At 67.3% G+C, this 15,431-nt stretch carries 17 protein-coding genes; 7 read left to right on the forward strand and 10 right to left on the reverse strand.

What is annotated here, in order from left to right; genetic code table 11:
• Nucleotides 1–6: 6 nt before the first annotated feature.
• Nucleotides 7–444 carry a MarR family winged helix-turn-helix transcriptional regulator gene (locus NK1_RS03195; RefSeq protein ID WP_036499443.1) on the reverse strand — a complete coding sequence of 146 codons (438 nt, stop codon included), beginning with the start codon at nt 442–444 and terminating at the stop codon, nt 7–9.
• A 98-nt stretch (nt 445–542) separates the two neighbouring features.
• Between NK1_RS03195 and NK1_RS03200 the strand changes: the two genes are divergently transcribed.
• Nucleotides 543–2,015, forward strand: coding sequence for an MFS transporter (locus tag NK1_RS03200; protein WP_084460572.1), 1,473 nt, complete (start codon nt 543–545; stop codon nt 2,013–2,015).
• A gap of 21 nt (nt 2,016–2,036) precedes the next feature.
• Here NK1_RS03200 and NK1_RS03205 read toward each other — a convergent pair whose 3' ends face one another.
• A complete protein-coding gene (locus NK1_RS03205) occupies nt 2,037–2,393 on the reverse strand; it encodes a hypothetical protein (protein WP_063007088.1) in 357 nt (118 codons plus the stop codon).
• 62 nt (nt 2,394–2,455) lie between these two features.
• Between NK1_RS03205 and NK1_RS03210 the strand changes: the two genes are divergently transcribed.
• Nucleotides 2,456–2,923, forward strand: coding sequence for a MarR family winged helix-turn-helix transcriptional regulator (locus tag NK1_RS03210; RefSeq protein WP_063007267.1), 468 nt, complete (start codon nt 2,456–2,458; stop codon nt 2,921–2,923).
• 3 nt (nt 2,924–2,926) lie between these two features.
• Here NK1_RS03210 and NK1_RS03215 read toward each other — a convergent pair whose 3' ends face one another.
• Nucleotides 2,927–3,376 (reverse strand): hypothetical protein, encoded by a 450-nt coding sequence (locus NK1_RS03215; protein WP_167354211.1) that lies wholly within the window; start codon nt 3,374–3,376, stop codon nt 2,927–2,929.
• A 193-nt stretch (nt 3,377–3,569) separates the two neighbouring features.
• On the opposite strand from NK1_RS03215, the gene NK1_RS03220 reads away from it, so the two are divergent.
• The 4 genes from NK1_RS03220 to NK1_RS03235 all read left to right on the forward strand — a co-directional run bounded on the left by NK1_RS03220 (nt 3,570) and on the right by NK1_RS03235 (nt 7,837).
• The gene (locus NK1_RS03220) at nt 3,570–5,873 is read left to right on the forward strand and encodes an FdhF/YdeP family oxidoreductase (RefSeq protein ID WP_063007090.1); all 2,304 of its coding nucleotides are present in this window, start codon (nt 3,570–3,572) and stop codon (nt 5,871–5,873) included.
• A 45-nt stretch (nt 5,874–5,918) separates the two neighbouring features.
• Nucleotides 5,919–6,755: a formate dehydrogenase accessory sulfurtransferase FdhD gene (fdhD, locus tag NK1_RS03225; protein WP_063007091.1), complete on the forward strand. Its 837-nt coding sequence runs from the start codon at nt 5,919–5,921 to the stop codon at nt 6,753–6,755.
• 76 nt (nt 6,756–6,831) lie between these two features.
• Nucleotides 6,832–7,206 carry a nuclear transport factor 2 family protein gene (locus tag NK1_RS03230; protein ID WP_030512726.1) on the forward strand — a complete coding sequence of 125 codons (375 nt, stop codon included), beginning with the start codon at nt 6,832–6,834 and terminating at the stop codon, nt 7,204–7,206.
• A gap of 97 nt (nt 7,207–7,303) precedes the next feature.
• On the forward strand, nt 7,304–7,837 hold the full coding sequence (locus tag NK1_RS03235; protein ID WP_063007092.1) for a hypothetical protein: 534 nt from the start codon (nt 7,304–7,306) through the stop codon (nt 7,835–7,837).
• A gap of 206 nt (nt 7,838–8,043) precedes the next feature.
• Here the strand turns inward: NK1_RS03235 and NK1_RS03240 are convergent, their stop codons facing one another.
• Nucleotides 8,044–8,502 carry a MarR family winged helix-turn-helix transcriptional regulator gene (locus tag NK1_RS03240; protein WP_063007093.1) on the reverse strand — a complete coding sequence of 153 codons (459 nt, stop codon included), beginning with the start codon at nt 8,500–8,502 and terminating at the stop codon, nt 8,044–8,046.
• Nucleotides 8,503–8,611: 109 nt separating this feature from the next.
• Complete coding sequence (locus NK1_RS03245) at nt 8,612–9,211, reverse strand: TIGR03086 family metal-binding protein (protein ID WP_063007094.1); 600 nt, start codon at nt 9,209–9,211, stop codon at nt 8,612–8,614.
• A gap of 158 nt (nt 9,212–9,369) precedes the next feature.
• On the opposite strand from NK1_RS03245, the gene NK1_RS03250 reads away from it, so the two are divergent.
• Entirely contained in the window at nt 9,370–9,945 is a 576-nt protein-coding gene (locus NK1_RS03250) for a carboxymuconolactone decarboxylase family protein (protein ID WP_063007095.1), read from the forward strand.
• 76 nt (nt 9,946–10,021) lie between these two features.
• Here the strand turns inward: NK1_RS03250 and clpX are convergent, their stop codons facing one another.
• From clpX to NK1_RS03275, 5 genes are all read right to left on the reverse strand, one after another.
• Entirely contained in the window at nt 10,022–11,302 is a 1,281-nt protein-coding gene (gene clpX / locus NK1_RS03255) for an ATP-dependent Clp protease ATP-binding subunit ClpX (protein ID WP_036499502.1), read from the reverse strand.
• Between the two features lie 373 nt (nt 11,303–11,675).
• Complete coding sequence (locus NK1_RS03260; protein WP_039777019.1) at nt 11,676–12,344, reverse strand: ATP-dependent Clp protease proteolytic subunit; 669 nt, start codon at nt 12,342–12,344, stop codon at nt 11,676–11,678.
• Nucleotides 12,345–12,384: 40 nt separating this feature from the next.
• On the reverse strand, nt 12,385–12,972 hold the full coding sequence (locus tag NK1_RS03265) for an ATP-dependent Clp protease proteolytic subunit (RefSeq protein WP_063007096.1): 588 nt from the start codon (nt 12,970–12,972) through the stop codon (nt 12,385–12,387).
• Nucleotides 12,973–13,236: 264 nt separating this feature from the next.
• Nucleotides 13,237–14,616, reverse strand: coding sequence for a trigger factor (tig, locus tag NK1_RS03270; protein ID WP_063007268.1), 1,380 nt, complete (start codon nt 14,614–14,616; stop codon nt 13,237–13,239).
• Between the two features lie 206 nt (nt 14,617–14,822).
• Nucleotides 14,823–15,404, reverse strand: coding sequence for an FKBP-type peptidyl-prolyl cis-trans isomerase (locus NK1_RS03275; RefSeq protein WP_063007269.1), 582 nt, complete (start codon nt 15,402–15,404; stop codon nt 14,823–14,825).
• Nucleotides 15,405–15,431: the final 27 nt, after the last annotated feature.

Here is a 15,431-nt window from a genome sequence, read left to right on the forward strand (position 1 = left end):
GCGACGCTAGTCCGCGTTCTCCAGTTTCGGGACCAGCCGTTCCAGTAGCTCCCGCAGCACCTCTTCGTCCTCCGGCGCCAATTCGGCCAGCGCCTTGTACGCGCGCACCTGCGAGCCGCGGATCTGTGCGGCCAGCTCACGGCCGGCGTCGGTGGACACGAGATATTTGACGCGCCGGTCGGCGGGATTCACCGTGCGCCGGACCAGGCCTCGCGTTTCCATCCGGTCGGCGACACCGGTGAGATTCGACGGATCGCACGCCATCCGGTCGGCCAGCACCCGCATGGGCAGTTCGGCGGGCGGTTCGTTGAGCGCCAGCAGCAGTTTGGCCTGGGTCAGCGTGAGCCCGTGCCCCTCGGCCGCGGTCAGGAAATCCTGCAGGTAGGCCGAGACGAATCGCGCGATCAGCAATGCCAGCGGGCTCTGCGCTGTGTCCGGTGACATAGCTCCGATGCTACCGAAACGATTGACAACGGCTATCGTCGACTCCTTAAATGCTTGAAGTCTTCAAACATATAGGTCTTCAACTTCTGGAGGTGGATATGGAGCGCAGAGGTTCGCTGCTGACCGGCGTATTGGCCTTCGCGGCGATGATCGTCACGGTCATGCAGACCCAGGCCGTGCCGATTCTGGGCTTGATCGCGACGAAGCTGCAGGTCTCGACCACATCGGTGAGCTGGGTGACCACTGCGACGCTGCTGTCGGCCGCGGTGTTCACCCCGCTGCTGGGCCGCATCGGCGACCTCTACGGCAAGAAGCCGACCCTGCTGGGCGTCCTCGCGGTGGCCACGGCCGGTTCCGTCGTGTCGGCGCTGGCCGATTCGCTGGGCGTGCTGCTGGTCGGCCGCGTGCTGCAGGGTGTGGCGACCGCGATCTTCCCGCTGGCCCTGGCCGTGCTGCGGGAGGAGATTCCGGCGCGCCGGCTGCATCACGCGATGGCGATCGTCAGCGGCACGCTCGGCTTCGGCGGCGGCCTCGGCCTGGTGTCGACCGGCCTGCTGACCAAGGGGGCCGACCCGGACTATCACATCGTATTCTGGTTCACCGCGGTGCTGTCGGTGGTGGCGCTGGCCGCGGCCGCGGTGGCGGTGCCCGCCACGGGTAAGCGGCATCCGGGCAGCGTCGATCTGCCCGGCGCGCTCACCCTCGGCGGCTTCCTGGTTCTACTGCTGCTGCCCATTTCTCAAGGGCACGAATGGGGTTGGACCTCCGCGACCACGATCGCCTGCTTCGCCGGCGCGGTCGCGATGGCCGTGGCCTGGGTGGTGACCGAGCGGCGGGTGCGCACTCCGCTGGTCGATCTGCGGATGTTCAACCACCGGCCGGTGCTGTTCACCAATCTGTCCGGCATGTTCATCGGATTCGCGATGTTCATGCAGTTCATGGGCGTGTCGTATCTGGCCCAGATGCCCTCGCGGGTAGCCGGTTACGGATTCGGCGCCTCGATTCTGCGCGCCTCGGTCGAGTACCTGCTGCCCGCGACGCTGTCGTCGATGCTGGCCGCGCCCGCGGGCGGAATTCTGGTCGGCCGACTGGGCGGGCGTCGCGTGCTGGCCCTGTCGGGAGCGATCGGCGCGGCCGGATTCGCCTGGCTGGCACTGGCACACGATGCGACCGGCTCGGTGATCGCGGCGAGCGTGGTGATCGGCGTCGCGATCAGCTTCGCCTACGCGGCGATGCCGGCACTGATCGCGGCGAGCGTCCCCCACCACCAGAGCGGCATCGCCAACGGCATCAATTCCATCTCCCGCACCGTCGGCAGCTCGCTGGCCAGCGCCATCATCACCACGTTGCTGACCGCGAAACTGCTGCCTCATCTGCCGCTGCCGCAGGAGAGTCAGTTCACCATCGCTTTCTGGGTCGGCGCCGCGGCGTGTGCGGCGACCGTGCTGGCGGCGCTGTTCGGCTTGCGACCGGAAGGCGCCGGAACCGACGGCAACGAACTCGACAGAGACGAAACGGGAAGTGGCACAGCATCTTTCGAGCGGTCCGAGCTTCCGAGCCGGGTCGGCTGAGATCCACGGCGGCATGGCCGCTCACCGAGCGAACAGCCATGCCGCCGTGCCCAGGTGCACCGCCGCCAGCCCGACGCAGGTGATCGCCATCGGCGTATTCCGTTGGCGCGCACCGACCATCGCATCGCCGATCTGAGCCAGTCCCGCGACCACCAGCACCGGCAGCGCGGCCGCCTCGTTCCCCCCGGCCAGTACGGCCACGGTCACCACACTCAGCGGCAGGGCGCGTGCGGCATAGGCGCCGAGAAAGAAGGTCGCCGCCGAGGTGAGGTCTTCCCCCTCCGCCAGGGCCAGACGCGGTCGCACCAGGCCGATCAGGGACGACACACCGGAGATCACGGCCACCACCGAATTGGCGACCACGGGCAGCATCGGCATAATCATTCTCCTTGCAAATCATTCAGCTTGTGAATCGTTCAGGCAAAGATATACTCGTGGGCGTGACGCACGTCAAGACCGCGGTTCCCGCGACGATCGCCTTCCGCCTCGGCACTCTGGGCGCGATCGTGACCGATCGTTTCGCCGTGGCGATCGAGGAGTTGGATCTCAAGCCGAAACATGTCGGCGTGCTGGTCGCACTCGATCACGGCGTCGCCGCCTCGCAGCAGGATCTCGCGGCCAGGCTGGGCGTCGCGCCCAGCCTGGTCGTGGCATTGGCCGATCATCTCGAACGACTGGGGGCGGTCCGTCGCGACCGGGATCCGGACGACCGCCGGCGCCAGATCCTCACCCTCACCGACCACGGGCGCGAACTGCTCGCCGCGACCGAGGAGCGCGCGCGTCGGCTCGACCGCGAATTCACCGGCTCCTTGACGGCCGCTCAGCGCACCGCCCTGCAGGCGGCACTGGCCGTCCTCGCCGCCGACACCGGACTACCCGGCGAGGGAGATGTTCACTCGCCGGGATGAGTCCTAACCGCCGGTGACCAGGCAGGCATACCCGAGGTGGATGCCCGTGCCGACCGGAAGATCGAGCGTCGCCGCGGGCATCTGCGCGGGCTGGCCGGCTTGCACCGCACTGAGCGTGTGCCGCCCCGGGACCGCCGGAACCCAGGTGACGAGCGCATACGCACCGCCGGGCGGCGCCACGCCGATCGGAGCACCGTTGTCGTAGAAGGTGACCGGCGCGACCGGATCCGTGACGTTCGCCTGCAGGGTGTAACTGCATCCGCTGCCGTAATTGGTGGCGATACCGAAGTTCATGTCGGGGGTGGCGCCGAGTCTGGTCACCGCGGCATTCGCCGTCTGTGGGATCGCGAGCGCGAACACCGCCGCGGCGCCGAGGATGCCGCCCGCCACTACCGTGCCGGCCCGACGGCGCACCCGCTGCCGGGGCGGCCCGCTGATCGTCGTCTCGTGCATGATGCCGTCCTCGTCGTAGGCGCCGCAGCGCGAACCGAGACCGTCTGTCGTGCGCGAATATCCCCGACGGCGCCGCACGGTCTGTCGGCACGATACCCCGTAGGCTCGGCGGTGCGGCCCGGTTCGCGGTCTCGATGTCGCGCCATCGGCGGGCCGGAAACGGCGCCCGCGCGCACAGGAGGACGATGGTGCTATGCACCGCAAACCGCCGACTCGCGATATCGATGAAGCCCAGCTGGCGGTGACTCCGCCGAAGGAGCAGGCCGCCGGCGTCACGGCCGTCGCGGTCGCCCTCGACCGGGCCGTCGAGGAGATGGGCATCGTTCGCACGGCCCGCACCCTCGCCCGGGTCAATCAGCGCCACGGTTTCGACTGCCCCGGCTGCGCGTGGCCCGAACCCACCGGCCACCGCCGCCCGGCCGAATTCTGCGAGAACGGCGCCAAGGCCGTCGCCGAGGAGGCGACGCTGCGCACGGTCACGCCGGAATTCTTCGCCATCCACTCGGTGGACGAGCTCGCCGGCAAGACCGGGTACTGGCTGGGACAGCAGGGACGTCTGACCCATCCGATGGTGTTGCGGCCCGGCGACACCCACTACTCCCCCATCGCCTGGGAGCAGGCCTACCGGCTGATCGCGGACACCCTGCGCGCCCTGTCCTCCTCGGACGAGGCCGTGTTCTACACCTCCGGGCGCACCGCCAACGAGACGGCCTTTCTCTATCAGTTGCTGGTGCGCAGCTTCGGCACGAACAACCTGCCCGACTGTTCGAATATGTGCCACGAATCCTCCGGTGCGGCGCTCACCCGGTCGATCGGTATCGGCAAGGGGTCGGTGTCGATCGACGATTTCGCTGCGGCCGATCTGATCATCGTCGCGGGGCAGAACCCCGGCACCAACCATCCGCGCATGCTCTCGGCGCTGAGTACCGCGAAAGCACACGGCGCCACGGTGATCGCGGTGAATCCGCTGCCGGAGACCGGACTGATCGGCTTCCGGGATCCACAGACGGTGAAGGGCTTCACCACCGGCGTCACCATCGCCGACGACTTCCTGCAGATTCGCCTCGGCGGCGATATGGCGCTGTTCCAGGGTCTGGCGAAACTGCTGTTCGACGCGGAGGATCGCGCCCCCGGCACCGTGGTGGACCGGATCTTCGTCGACGCGCACACCGCCGGATTCGCCGAATACGAAAAGCATATGCGCGCAGTGGATCTCGACGAGGTCGTCGAGGCGACGGGCCTGACCCGCGAACAGCTCGACCGCACCGCCGAGCTGCTGGCCCGCTCGAAGTCCACCATCATCTGCTGGGCCATGGGCCTGACGCAGCAGCGCCACGGCGTCGCCACCATCGAAGAGGCGACGAATCTGCTGCTACTGCGCGGCATGATCGGCAAACCGGGTGCGGGCGTGTGCCCGGTGCGCGGACATTCCAATGTGCAGGGCGACCGGACCATGGGCATCTGGGAGAAGATGCCCGAGAGTTTCCTCGACGCACTGGATTCCGAATTCGGCATCACCGCACCGCGCGAACACGGCTGGGACACGGTCGATTCCATCCGCGCCATGCGCGACGGGCGCGCGAAGGTGTTCGTCGGCATGGGCGGCAACTTCGTCTCGGCGACCCCGGATACCGAGGTCACCGAGGCCGCTCTGCGCGCCTGCGAGCTGACCGTGCAGATTTCGACCAAACTCAACCGCAGCCATGTCGTGCACGGCCGCACCGCACTGATTCTGCCGACGCTCGGCCGCACCGACCTCGATCTGCAGGACGGGACGAAACAGCAGGTGTCGGTGGAGGATTCGATGTCGATGGTGCATCTGTCCACCGGACGGCTGCAGCCGGTGAGTGATGATCTGCGCAGTGAGGTCGCGATCGTCTGCGAGCTGGCACTCGCGCTGTTCGGCCCCGGTCATCCCGTGCCGTGGGAGCGGTTCCGCCGCGACTACGACCACATCCGCGACGCCATCGCCCGGGTGGTGCCCGGCTGCGCCGACTACAACCGGAAGGTGCGCGGTCGCAACGGTTTCCAGCTGCCGCATCCGCCGCGCGACAACCGCGAATTCCGCACCGAGTCCGGGAAGGCCAACTTCGCGGTCAACGACCTGCACTGGCCGCGGATCCCGCAGGGGCGGTTGTTGTTGCAGACGCTGCGCAGCCACGACCAGTACAACACGACGATCTATGGCCTCGACGACCGCTATCGAGGCATCCACAACGCACGGCGCGTGGTCCTGGTACATCCGGACGATATCGCCGAATTCGGTTACACCGACGGTGATCTCGTGGATCTGATCTCCGAATTCAGCGACGGCGTGCAGCGCCGGGTCACCGGTTTCCGGATCGTCGGCTACGCGACGCCGCGCGGCAACGCCGCGGCCTACTACCCCGAAACCAACCCGCTGGTCCCGCTCGACCACGTCGCCGAGCGCTCCAACACCCCGGTCTCCAAGGCGGTCGTGATCCGGCTGGAACCGCACCGCCACACCACCGCCTGACCGCCCGGCCGTGCGACGGCACCGACCAGAACTGCGAGGAAGCTTGTGAGCAGAGTAACCGCGCGCAGACCCACCCGGCGCATCACGCCCGCGGGCATCGTCTCCCGGCCCGATACTCTCGCCGTGGAGGAGCCGCTGGAACTGCGCGTCGACGGGACGGCATTGACCGTCACCATGCGCACCCCCGGCAACGACATCGACCTGCTGCACGGATTCCTGTTCAGCGAGAACATCATCGAGTCGGCGGACGACATCGTCTCGGCGAGGTACTGCGCGGGAACCGACGACGACGGTCGCAACACCTACAACGTGCTCGATATCCAGCTGCGCCGTGCCGTTGCGGTCCAGCCCCGGGGGTTCGTGACCAACAGCTCGTGCGGGTTGTGCGGCACCACCGCGCTCGATCAGGTGCGTACGCGCAGCCGCTTCCCGCTGCCGACCGGCTCGCCGCGCGTCGATCCGGCTCTCCTGGCCGCCCTGCCCGACGAGTTGCGTTCGCGCCAAACGGTATTCGACGCCACCGGCGGACTGCACGCGGCCGGGCTGTTCACCCCCGACGGCACCGCGCTGGCTGTGCGCGAGGACATCGGCCGGCACAACGCCGTGGACAAGGTGATCGGCTGGGCGCTGCGCGAGGGGCGCGTACCGGCTCACGACACCCTTCTGATCGTCAGTGGCCGGGCCTCGTTCGAGCTCGTCCAGAAGGCGGTCATGGCCGGTATTCCGGTGCTCGGCGCGGTGTCGGCGCCCAGTTCGCTGGCCGTCGACCTGGCCGCCGACAACGGCCTCACCCTGGCCGGCTTCCTGCGTGGCGACACGATGAACATCTACAGCGGGGCCGACCGGCTCGAGACCGTGCCCGCGGCAGCCACCGGCACCTGACCCGCGAACCATGCCCCGATCCGCGGAACCCTGCTACCCTGCCAACTAGAACACGTTTCAATTCTTGGGAGTTCACATGGCAGCGCAGCAGATCCGCGAAACGGCCGAACGCTACGTGCAGTTGGTGGCCACCGGTCCGACCTCGGAAATCCTGTCGCTCTACGCACCCGACGCCGTCGTCGAGGATCCGATCGGCAGCGACCCCCGCCACGGGCACGAGGCCATCGGCCAGCTCTACCAGGCGCTGGAGTCCATGGAGCGCAAGACCGAGCTGCACGCCGCCCGGATCGTCGGCAACCACGCCGCCGTCTCGTTCACCCTCGTCGGCGAGGCCGGCGGCCACCGCATGACCCTCTCGGCCATCGACGCCATGGAATTCGACGAGCAGGGCCGGATCACGAGCATGCGGGCATACTGGGGACCCGACGACCTGATCAGCGAACAGATCTGAGTCCCACGACGGCGTCGCCGTAGGCCTTCCACCTCTTGTCCCCGGCGTTTTGCCCGGCTTACCGTAAGGCGACAACCGGCGAACGGGAGGGCGCGCGATGCGGATTTCGGTACACGGCACGGGCGAGGGGGTCCAGGTGCGCATGCGCCTGGAGGTCAACCGCCGTCGCTGGTTGATCACCAGAATCTCGTTGTGGCTGTTGGCGATCAACGGGATCGTGGTCGGCGTCTGGGCGGTGCTGCTGCCCGAACCGTGGTTTCGCAGCTTCCCCGGCTTCGGACTGAACTGGGTGGCGATGGACGGCCCGTACAACCACCACCTGGCCACCGACGTCGGGGCGTTCTTCCTCGGTTTCGGCGCGCTGAGCCTGGCGGCGCTCTACTACCGCGACAGTGTGGTGGCCCGGGTCGCCGGGATCGGCTGGCTGGTCTTCGGAATCCCCCACCTCCTCTACCACGCCGCGCACAAGCCGGAACAGATGAGCGGCGCCAACTTCGCGCTCAGCCTGATCGCCGCCGCACTACTGCCGGCACTCGCCGCGGCCGTCGTCGTGGCCGCACCTCGCGAACGCGTCCAACTACGCGATCCCGCACCGATGAATATCCGGTTCCCCCGCCGTCGTAGTAAGTGAAAGCGGGTAACAGGACCGGCAGGTAACAGGGCCGGCACCGCCGCGGTAACAGGGCCGGCACCGCCGGCGATGACCAAGCATCGGAGAAAAGGTTCAACGGCGAACCACGGGAGATCAACGGTGATCTTCGGCAACGGGCGCGACGGGGCAACCGGTCGTCACCGCCTCCGACCAGCAGCACCCGCTATCGCGACAACTCGATACTTCTACTGCGGATCCGCGCCCGCGCCCACGATGGCCGCGCGCGGCACCGCCGCCAGCGCCACCAGCGCGTTGAGGAATCCGGTCCGGTCCGCCGAGTCCAGGCGGCCGAGCAGCTCTTCCTCCTTGGCCTGGATATCGGACTGCGCTGCCTGCGCCAAGGCCCGCCCCGCTGCGGTCACCGCCAGCAGCCGGGCCCGCCGGTCGGCCGGATCCGGATAGCGTTCGATCAGGCCGCGCTCCTGTAGATCGTCGAGGACGGCGATGATGCGGGTCTTGTCGGCGCCGATCTCCTCCGCGAGCACCCCCTGCCCGCGCGCCGGTCCCCGGCCCAGCGCCAGCAGCACCGAATACGCCCACATGGTCAGCCCGTGCGATTCGAGTACCGGCCGCTCGGCCGCCATCAGGGCACGTCCGAGCGGGACGATCATCGCCGCCAGATCGGGTCGCTGCGCATCCGCCATGCCGAACAAGATACGTCCTCACCGATCCGCTTCCGCCACGGTCCGGCCGACTTCGCCGACGCCGCGGGAAGTACGGACGTCGAGATGCACGATTCTCCTGTGCGGACGCCTATTTCGCGTCGACCGGCCAGGACGGCGAACGCCCCAGCAGACCGAGGATCCGGGCGAGCGGATCGGAGGTGTCGACAGTGCGCAGCGCGGGCGCGAACGCCGAACCGGGTTGCAGCCGGAAGTCCCCGTCGGGCACCGCCTCGGCGATCCGCAGCGCAGGATCGGCCAGTTCCGGATCCAGGTCGTAGGGCAGATCGATCGCGCGGGCCACATCCCACCCGTGCACGACATAGTCGATGAGATGGAAGCCGATCGCCTGACTGCCCGGAGCGGTGAACCCGGGCCCGAATTCGGGAAGTGCGAAATCCCGTTGCAGCGCACCGGCTTCGGAGAAGGCCGCCGTCACCTCGGCCGCCGCCTCGCGGTAGGCCGCCACCGGATCCGCCGGGGGATCCATCCGCCACACGGCCGCATCGTCACCGTACCCGCGCGCGGCCGCGGCGAAGCCGCGATGTTGCACGGCCATATGGGTGAGCAACTGGGACAGGTCCCATTCGCCGCAGGGCGTGGGCCGGTGCAGATCGGCCTGGGACACCTTCGACACGATCGTCACGCTGTAGTCGACCGCCTTGCGATCGAGTTCGGAAATATTACTCATGGACTTATGGTAAGCGTACGCACATCATCTGTCCACGCTTATTACAGTACGGGGCGGCTACGCTACGAAGTGGATGAGACCGGCATCACATTTCCGGCCCGTCACATCGCGGGACGGTGTCTCGTCCAAGGGGTGAACCGTCCTCCGAAGGGAGAATCATGAGTGCCACCCGCATCCCCCCGGTGCCGCCGCAACAGGCGGGCCCGCTGACCCGAATCATGTACCGCTTCGGCAAGCGCAAGTTCGGCGAGGTCCCCGAGCCGATGGCCGTGATCGCCAATCACCCGAAGATGCTGACCGCCTACGCGGCTCACGAATCCCTCGTCGGCCGCGCTACCACCGTCGTACCCGACGACGTTCTCGAGATCGCGGTCTACCGAGTGGCCTGGACGATCGGCTGTTCCTGGTGCGTCGATTTCGGCACGATGCTCATGCGGCTCAGCCACCTCGATATCGACAAACTGAAGCACATCGCGGACTACGAGACCTCGGCCGCGTACAGCGACGACGAACGCGCCGCGATCGCCTACGCCGACGCCATGACCGCCACCCCCACCACGGTCACCGACGAGCAGATCGAGGACCTGCGAACACGCTTCGGCGACGCGGGCGTGGTGGAACTGAGTTATCAGATCGCGCTGGAGAATTCCCGCGCCCGAACGTATTCGGCGCTCGGCATCACCGCACAGGGCTTCAGCACCGATTCCTGTCGCGTGCCGTGGGCGCAGGACTGACCGAGCATCCATCCCGGATCACGGGCACGGCAAAGGGGCGGGAGATCGACTCCCGCCCCTTGTCGTAGCTCACGAATCAGGCCGACTTCTCGCGGCGCTCGGCCGCCTGACGCTTGCGCGGCACGATGGTCGGCAGCACGTTGTCGTTGACCGTCTCGGCGTTGATGACCACCTTCGCGACATCGTCGCGGCTCGGGATGTCGTACATCACCGGCAGCAGCACTTCTTCCATGATCGCGCGCAGACCGCGAGCGCCGGTGCCGCGCAGGATGGCTTGATCCGCCACCGCCTCCAGGGCGTCCTTGGTGAACTCCAGGTCCACACCGTCCATCTCGAACAGGCGCACGTACTGCTTCACCAATGCGTTCTTCGGCTCGGACAGGATGCGGACCAGCGATTCCTTGTCGAGGTTGGTCACCGAGGCGACCATCGGCAGGCGGCCGATGAATTCGGGGATCAGGCCGAACTTGATCAGATCCTCGGGCATGACCTCGGCGAAGTGGTCGGCGGTGTCGATCTCGGCCTTGGACCGGACCTCGGCGCCGAAACCGATGCCGCGCTTGCCGACCCGGTCCTGCACGATCTTCTCCAGCCCGGCGAAGGCGCCGGCCACGATGAACAACACGTTCGTCGTGTCGATCTGGATGAACTCCTGATGCGGATGCTTGCGCCCGCCCTGCGGCGGCACGCTCGCCTGGGTGCCCTCGAGGATCTTCAGCAGCGCCTGCTGCACGCCCTCACCGGAGACGTCGCGGGTGATCGACGGGTTTTCGCTCTTCCGGGCGATCTTGTCGACCTCATCGATGTAGATGATGCCGGTCTCGGCGCGCTTGACGTCGTAATCGGCGGCCTGGATCAGCTTGAGCAGGATGTTCTCGACATCCTCACCGACATAGCCGGCCTCGGTCAGCGCGGTGGCGTCCGCGATGGCGAAGGGGACGTTGAGCATCTTGGCCAGCGTCTGCGCGAGGTAGGTCTTACCGCAGCCGGTGGGGCCGAGCATGAGAATGTTCGACTTCATCAGCTCGACCGGCTCGCCGCGGCTGTCGCGGCCCTTGTCACCGGCCTGGATGCGCTTGTAATGGTTGTAGACGGCCACGGCCAGCGTGCGCTTGGCCGAATCCTGGCCGATCACGTACTGCTCGAGGAATTCCCGGATCTCGGCCGGTTTGGGCAGCTCGTCGAGTTTGACCTCGCTCGACTCGGCCAGCTCCTCTTCGATGATCTCGTTGCAGAGGTCGATGCACTCGTCGCAGATGTACACCCCTGGTCCCGCAATGAGCTTCTTGACCTGCTTCTGACTCTTTCCGCAGAACGAGCATTTCAGCAGATCGCCGCCATCACCGATGCGCGCCATCTCGTGGGTCCCTACTTCCTTGTCCGCGTGCAACCGTCTGTCCCGGATGCCGACAAGCCGCCTTCGAACAACGCTACCCGCCGTGCATCCGATCAGTGTCGCGCGTCGATCGGATTCTCGCACTTCGGCGTATGTCGTCCGGGTCGGTCGTTCATGCCGACACCCCATGAGCCAAGGTCCCTAGACCGACCGTACCCGGTCGACGCGACGGAGGTCGACAACTCGAGGATGTTTCTCGCGGAGAGAGTGTCGGAAAGCTCACGCGACGCGCTCTCACCACGGCCATCCCGGCTGCCGATCCGGGCGGTGCCGACCTCGCTCCGCCGCCCGGACCAGCGCCCGCGGGGCCCGCTCGGCGAGCCCCGCGGCCGGATCACTTCTTCTGGGCGCTCAGCTTGCGGTAGTCGAACACCGTGTCGATGATTCCGTAATCCTTGGCCTCGTCGGCGGTCAGGATCTTGTCGCGATCGGTGTCCTTGCGGATGGTGTCGGCATCCTTACCGGTGTGGCGGGCCAGCGTGGTCTCCATCAACCGGCGCATGCGCTCGATCTCGGCGGCCTGGATCTCCAGATCGGAGACCTGGCCCTGGATGCCACCCTCCAGCGACGGCTGGTGGATCAGCACGCGGGCGTTCGGCAGGCAGGCCCGCTTACCCGGGGTTCCCGCCGCCAGCAGCACCGCGGCCGCCGAGGCCGCCTGGCCCAGGCAGACCGTCGCGACATCGGCACGCACGTACTGCATGGTGTCATAGATGGCCATCAGCGAGGTGAAGGAACCACCGGGCGAGTTGATGTACATGGTGATGTCGCGGTCGGGATCGAGCGACTCCAGCACCAGCAGCTGCGCCATGATGTCGTTGGCCGAGGCGTCGTCCACCTGCACGCCGAGGAAGATGATGCGCTCCTCGAACAGCTTGTTGTAGGGGTTGGACTCCTTGACGCCGAAGCTCGAGTGCTCGATGAACGACGGCAGGATGTAGCGGGCCTGCGGGCTCGCCGGTGCGCTGCCGGACAGGCCGGCACGCGGGTCGATCAGGGTCATCTTCGTCTCCAAAGTCGATGGGGGATGAGCGGTTTCGCGCTCAGTTACCGGCGCCGTTCGCCTGGCGGGCGCTGGTGATCACGTGGTCGATGAAGCCGTACTCCAGGGCCTGGGCCGCGGTGAACCAGCGGTCGCGGTCGGCGTCGGCGGTCACCTGCTCCACCGACTGTCCGGTGTGCTGGGCCTGCAGTTCGTTCAGCTCCCGCTTGGTGTGGGCGAGCTGCTCGGCGTAGATCGAGATGTCGGCCGCGCTACCACCGATACCGGCGGAGGGCTGGTGCATCATGATCCGGGTGTGCGGCAGCGCGTAGCGCTTACCCTTGGTGCCCGCGGTGAGCAGGAACTGGCCCATCGAGGCCGCCAGGCCGAACGAGATGGTCGCGATATCGCATTCGGCGAACTGCATGGTGTCGTAGATGGCCATACCCGCGGTGACCGACCCGCCGGGGGAATTGATGTAGAGCGAGATGTCGCGGTTCGGGTCCTCGGCCGTGAGCAGCAGGATCTGCGCGCACAGCTTGTTGGCGATGTCGTCGTCGACCTGGGTGCCCAGGAAGATGATGCGGTCGCGGAGCAAACGCTCGTACACCGAATCACTGAGGTTGAGCCCAGCAGTCGCGGATGTCATGACCGGCCCCGACTTCAAAGGTGCCACAGCCTGATTGATTGTCACGGATACCTGCCCTCTCTCGCCGGCACGATGCCTGCCGGCACAGCCTCTGTCCAATATGCGGTCTTCCGGGGCCCTTCGTGGTTACGCAAGCTACCGCCTCCGTCCCCGACGTCCGACCGCGGCCTGATTCGGTTGATACAAACACTAACGAAACAAGGCGGCACCGAACTCCCGGTACCGCCTTGCTTCGCTTACAGCTGACTCATATGTCGCCGATGGCTACTCGGCGGCGTTCTCGGCCGACTCCGCGGCGCCCTCGGAATCCGCCACCGTCTCGGCCGGCTCACCGAACATCTCGGCGGTGTCGACCGTGTTGCCGTCGGTGTCGGTGACCTTGGCCTTGATCACCACGCCGGCCAGCGCCTTACCGCGGCGCACGTCGGCGAAGATCGCGCCGAGCTGTCCGGCCTGCTGGATCTGCTGGATGAACTGTTCCGGCGCCATGCCGTAGCGCTGCGACTGGAACAGGATCCGCTCGGTCAGCTCCTGCTGGCCGACCTGGGTGTTCTCCGATTCGGCGATCGCGTCCAGCAGCAGCTGGGTCTTCACCGACTTCTCGGCGGCCTCCCTGGAGTCCTTGTCGAACTCCTCGCGGGTGCTGCCCTGGGCCTCGAGCGCCTCGGCGAACTTCGCCTCGTCGTGGTCGAAGCCGTGCACCGCGTCGTGCAGCACGGCGTCGACCTCGGCCTGCACCGCGGCCTCGGGCAGCGGCACCTCGGTCTTGTCCAGCAGCGCCTCGAGCACCTTGTCGCGGATCTCGCCGGCCTGCTCCACCTTCTTGCCCTGCTCGACCCGCTTGCGCAGATCTTCCTTCAGCTCGTCGATGGTGTCGAATTCGCTTGCCATCTGGGCGAATTCGTCGTCGGCCTCGGGCAGCTCGCGCTCCTTGACCGAGTTCACCTTCACGGTGATGACGGCTTCCTTGCCGGCGTGCTCGCCGGCCACCAAGGTGGAGGTGAAGTCCTTGGACTCCTCCGCCTTCAGGCCGACGAGGGTGTCGTCCAGGCCCTCGATCAGCTGGCCGGAGCCGACCTCGTGCGACAGACCGGAGGTGGTCGCCTCGGCGACCTCTTCCCCGTCCACGGTGGCCGACAGGTCGATGGAGACGAAGTCGCCCTCCTGCACGGCGCGCTCGACGCTCTTCAGGGTGCCGAAGCGCTGGCGCAGCGACTGCAGTTGCTGCTCGATGTCCTCGTCGCCGATGCTCAGCGGATCGACGGTGACCTCGATGCTCTCGTAGTCGGGCAGCGCGATCTCGGGACGGACGTCGACCTCGGCGGTGAACGCCAGCTCGTCGCCGTCCTCGATCTTGGTGATCTCGATCTCGGGCTGACCGAGCACCTTCACCTCGGAGGCGGTGACGGCTTCGCTGTAGCGCGCCGGCAGCGCGTCGTTGACGACCTGCTCCAGGATGGCGCCGCGACCGAGGCGGGCCTCGAGCAGCTTGGCCGGGGCCTTGCCCGGACGGAAGCCGGGAATGCGAACCTGCTGGGCCAGCGCCCGGTACGCCTTGTCGAAGTCCGGCTTCAGCTCCTCGAAGGGCACCTCGACATTGATGCGGACCCGGGTCGGGCTCAGCTGCTCGACGGTGCTCTTCACGGACATGCTCCTTGTTCGTTGTTCACTGGTCTGTGTGGTCACCGGACGGAGGTGTGATCCGCCGGCGACGATGTTCGGGTGCCGCCATACAACGGCGCTGTTTCCCCCCGAAATCGCATCCGATCAAGGGTAGTCGACAGCGGTATTCGGGCCGCAATCGGCTGGCCCGCCTCGGTCGGCCGCAGCGTTGCCGCCGACGCCGCGGATCAACCGACCTTCACGGCATCGGTGACGAAGACGAGGGTTTCGTTGGGCTTCACACCCTGGCCGCCCTGGCCGTAGCCGAGGTCCGGCGGAATGATCAGCAGGCGGCGGCCGCCCTGTTTGATGCCGATCAGGCCCTGGTCCCAGCCCTGGATGACCTCACCGGTACCGAGGGTGAGCGGGAAGGTCTGGCCGCGGTCGAAGGAGCTGTCCAGCTTCTTCTTGTCCGACCAGGTGACCAGCGTGTAGTTCATCTCCACGGGCTGGCCGGTCGCCGCCGCCGGGCCGGTGCCCTCGACGAGATCCTTGGTGACCAGCTGCTTCGGCGGATCGCAGTCGTCGGGAATGGTGATGGTCGGCGCCTGGCCGAAACCGCCGGTGACACCGATGTCGTCGGCGGTGCATTCGCGGCCGTGGCTCGCCGTGGGAGCCGCGGCGGCCGAGGTGCCCGCGGTCGGTTGCGCGCCTGCGACGGTGCTCGAGGTCGTCGCCGAGCCGTTGTCGTCGTTGCCGCCGCAGGCGGTGAGGGCGACCGCCGCGACCGCGACGGCGGCCGTGCCGATGATCCTGGCCAAAGTCTGCATGCGCGGCACCCTAATCGGTGCGGCGGA

The sequence above is a fragment of the Nocardia kruczakiae NBRC 101016 genome (genome assembly GCF_001612965.1).
Taxonomy (GTDB): Bacteria; Actinomycetota; Actinomycetes; order Mycobacteriales; family Mycobacteriaceae; genus Nocardia; species Nocardia kruczakiae.

Bases quoted from the DNA above. Each gene is read 5' to 3' on its own strand.
- NK1_RS03230 (WP_030512726.1), top strand. From the start codon at position 6,832: ATGGCAGCGCAGCAGATCCGCGAAACGGCCGAACGCTACGTGCAGTTG.
- NK1_RS03260 (WP_039777019.1), bottom strand. From the start codon at position 12,344: ATGACCCTGATCGACCCGCGTGCCGGCCTGTCCGGCAGCGCACCGGCG.
- clpX (WP_036499502.1), bottom strand. From the start codon at position 11,302: ATGGCGCGCATCGGTGATGGCGGCGATCTGCTGAAATGCTCGTTCTGC.
- NK1_RS03195 (WP_036499443.1), bottom strand. From the start codon at position 444: ATGTCACCGGACACAGCGCAGAGCCCGCTGGCATTGCTGATCGCGCGA.
- NK1_RS03275 (WP_063007269.1), bottom strand. From the start codon at position 15,404: ATGCAGACTTTGGCCAGGATCATCGGCACGGCCGCCGTCGCGGTCGCG.
- NK1_RS03215 (WP_167354211.1), bottom strand. From the start codon at position 3,376: ATGCACGAGACGACGATCAGCGGGCCGCCCCGGCAGCGGGTGCGCCGT.
- NK1_RS03245 (WP_063007094.1), bottom strand. From the start codon at position 9,211: ATGAGTAATATTTCCGAACTCGATCGCAAGGCGGTCGACTACAGCGTG.
- NK1_RS03200 (WP_084460572.1), top strand. From the start codon at position 543: ATGGAGCGCAGAGGTTCGCTGCTGACCGGCGTATTGGCCTTCGCGGCG.
- NK1_RS03250 (WP_063007095.1), top strand. From the start codon at position 9,370: ATGAGTGCCACCCGCATCCCCCCGGTGCCGCCGCAACAGGCGGGCCCG.
- NK1_RS03235 (WP_063007092.1), top strand. From the start codon at position 7,304: ATGCGGATTTCGGTACACGGCACGGGCGAGGGGGTCCAGGTGCGCATG.
- NK1_RS03240 (WP_063007093.1), bottom strand. From the start codon at position 8,502: ATGGCGGATGCGCAGCGACCCGATCTGGCGGCGATGATCGTCCCGCTC.
- NK1_RS03220 (WP_063007090.1), top strand. From the start codon at position 3,570: ATGCACCGCAAACCGCCGACTCGCGATATCGATGAAGCCCAGCTGGCG.
- NK1_RS03205 (WP_063007088.1), bottom strand. From the start codon at position 2,393: ATGCCGATGCTGCCCGTGGTCGCCAATTCGGTGGTGGCCGTGATCTCC.
- NK1_RS03265 (WP_063007096.1), bottom strand. From the start codon at position 12,972: ATGACATCCGCGACTGCTGGGCTCAACCTCAGTGATTCGGTGTACGAG.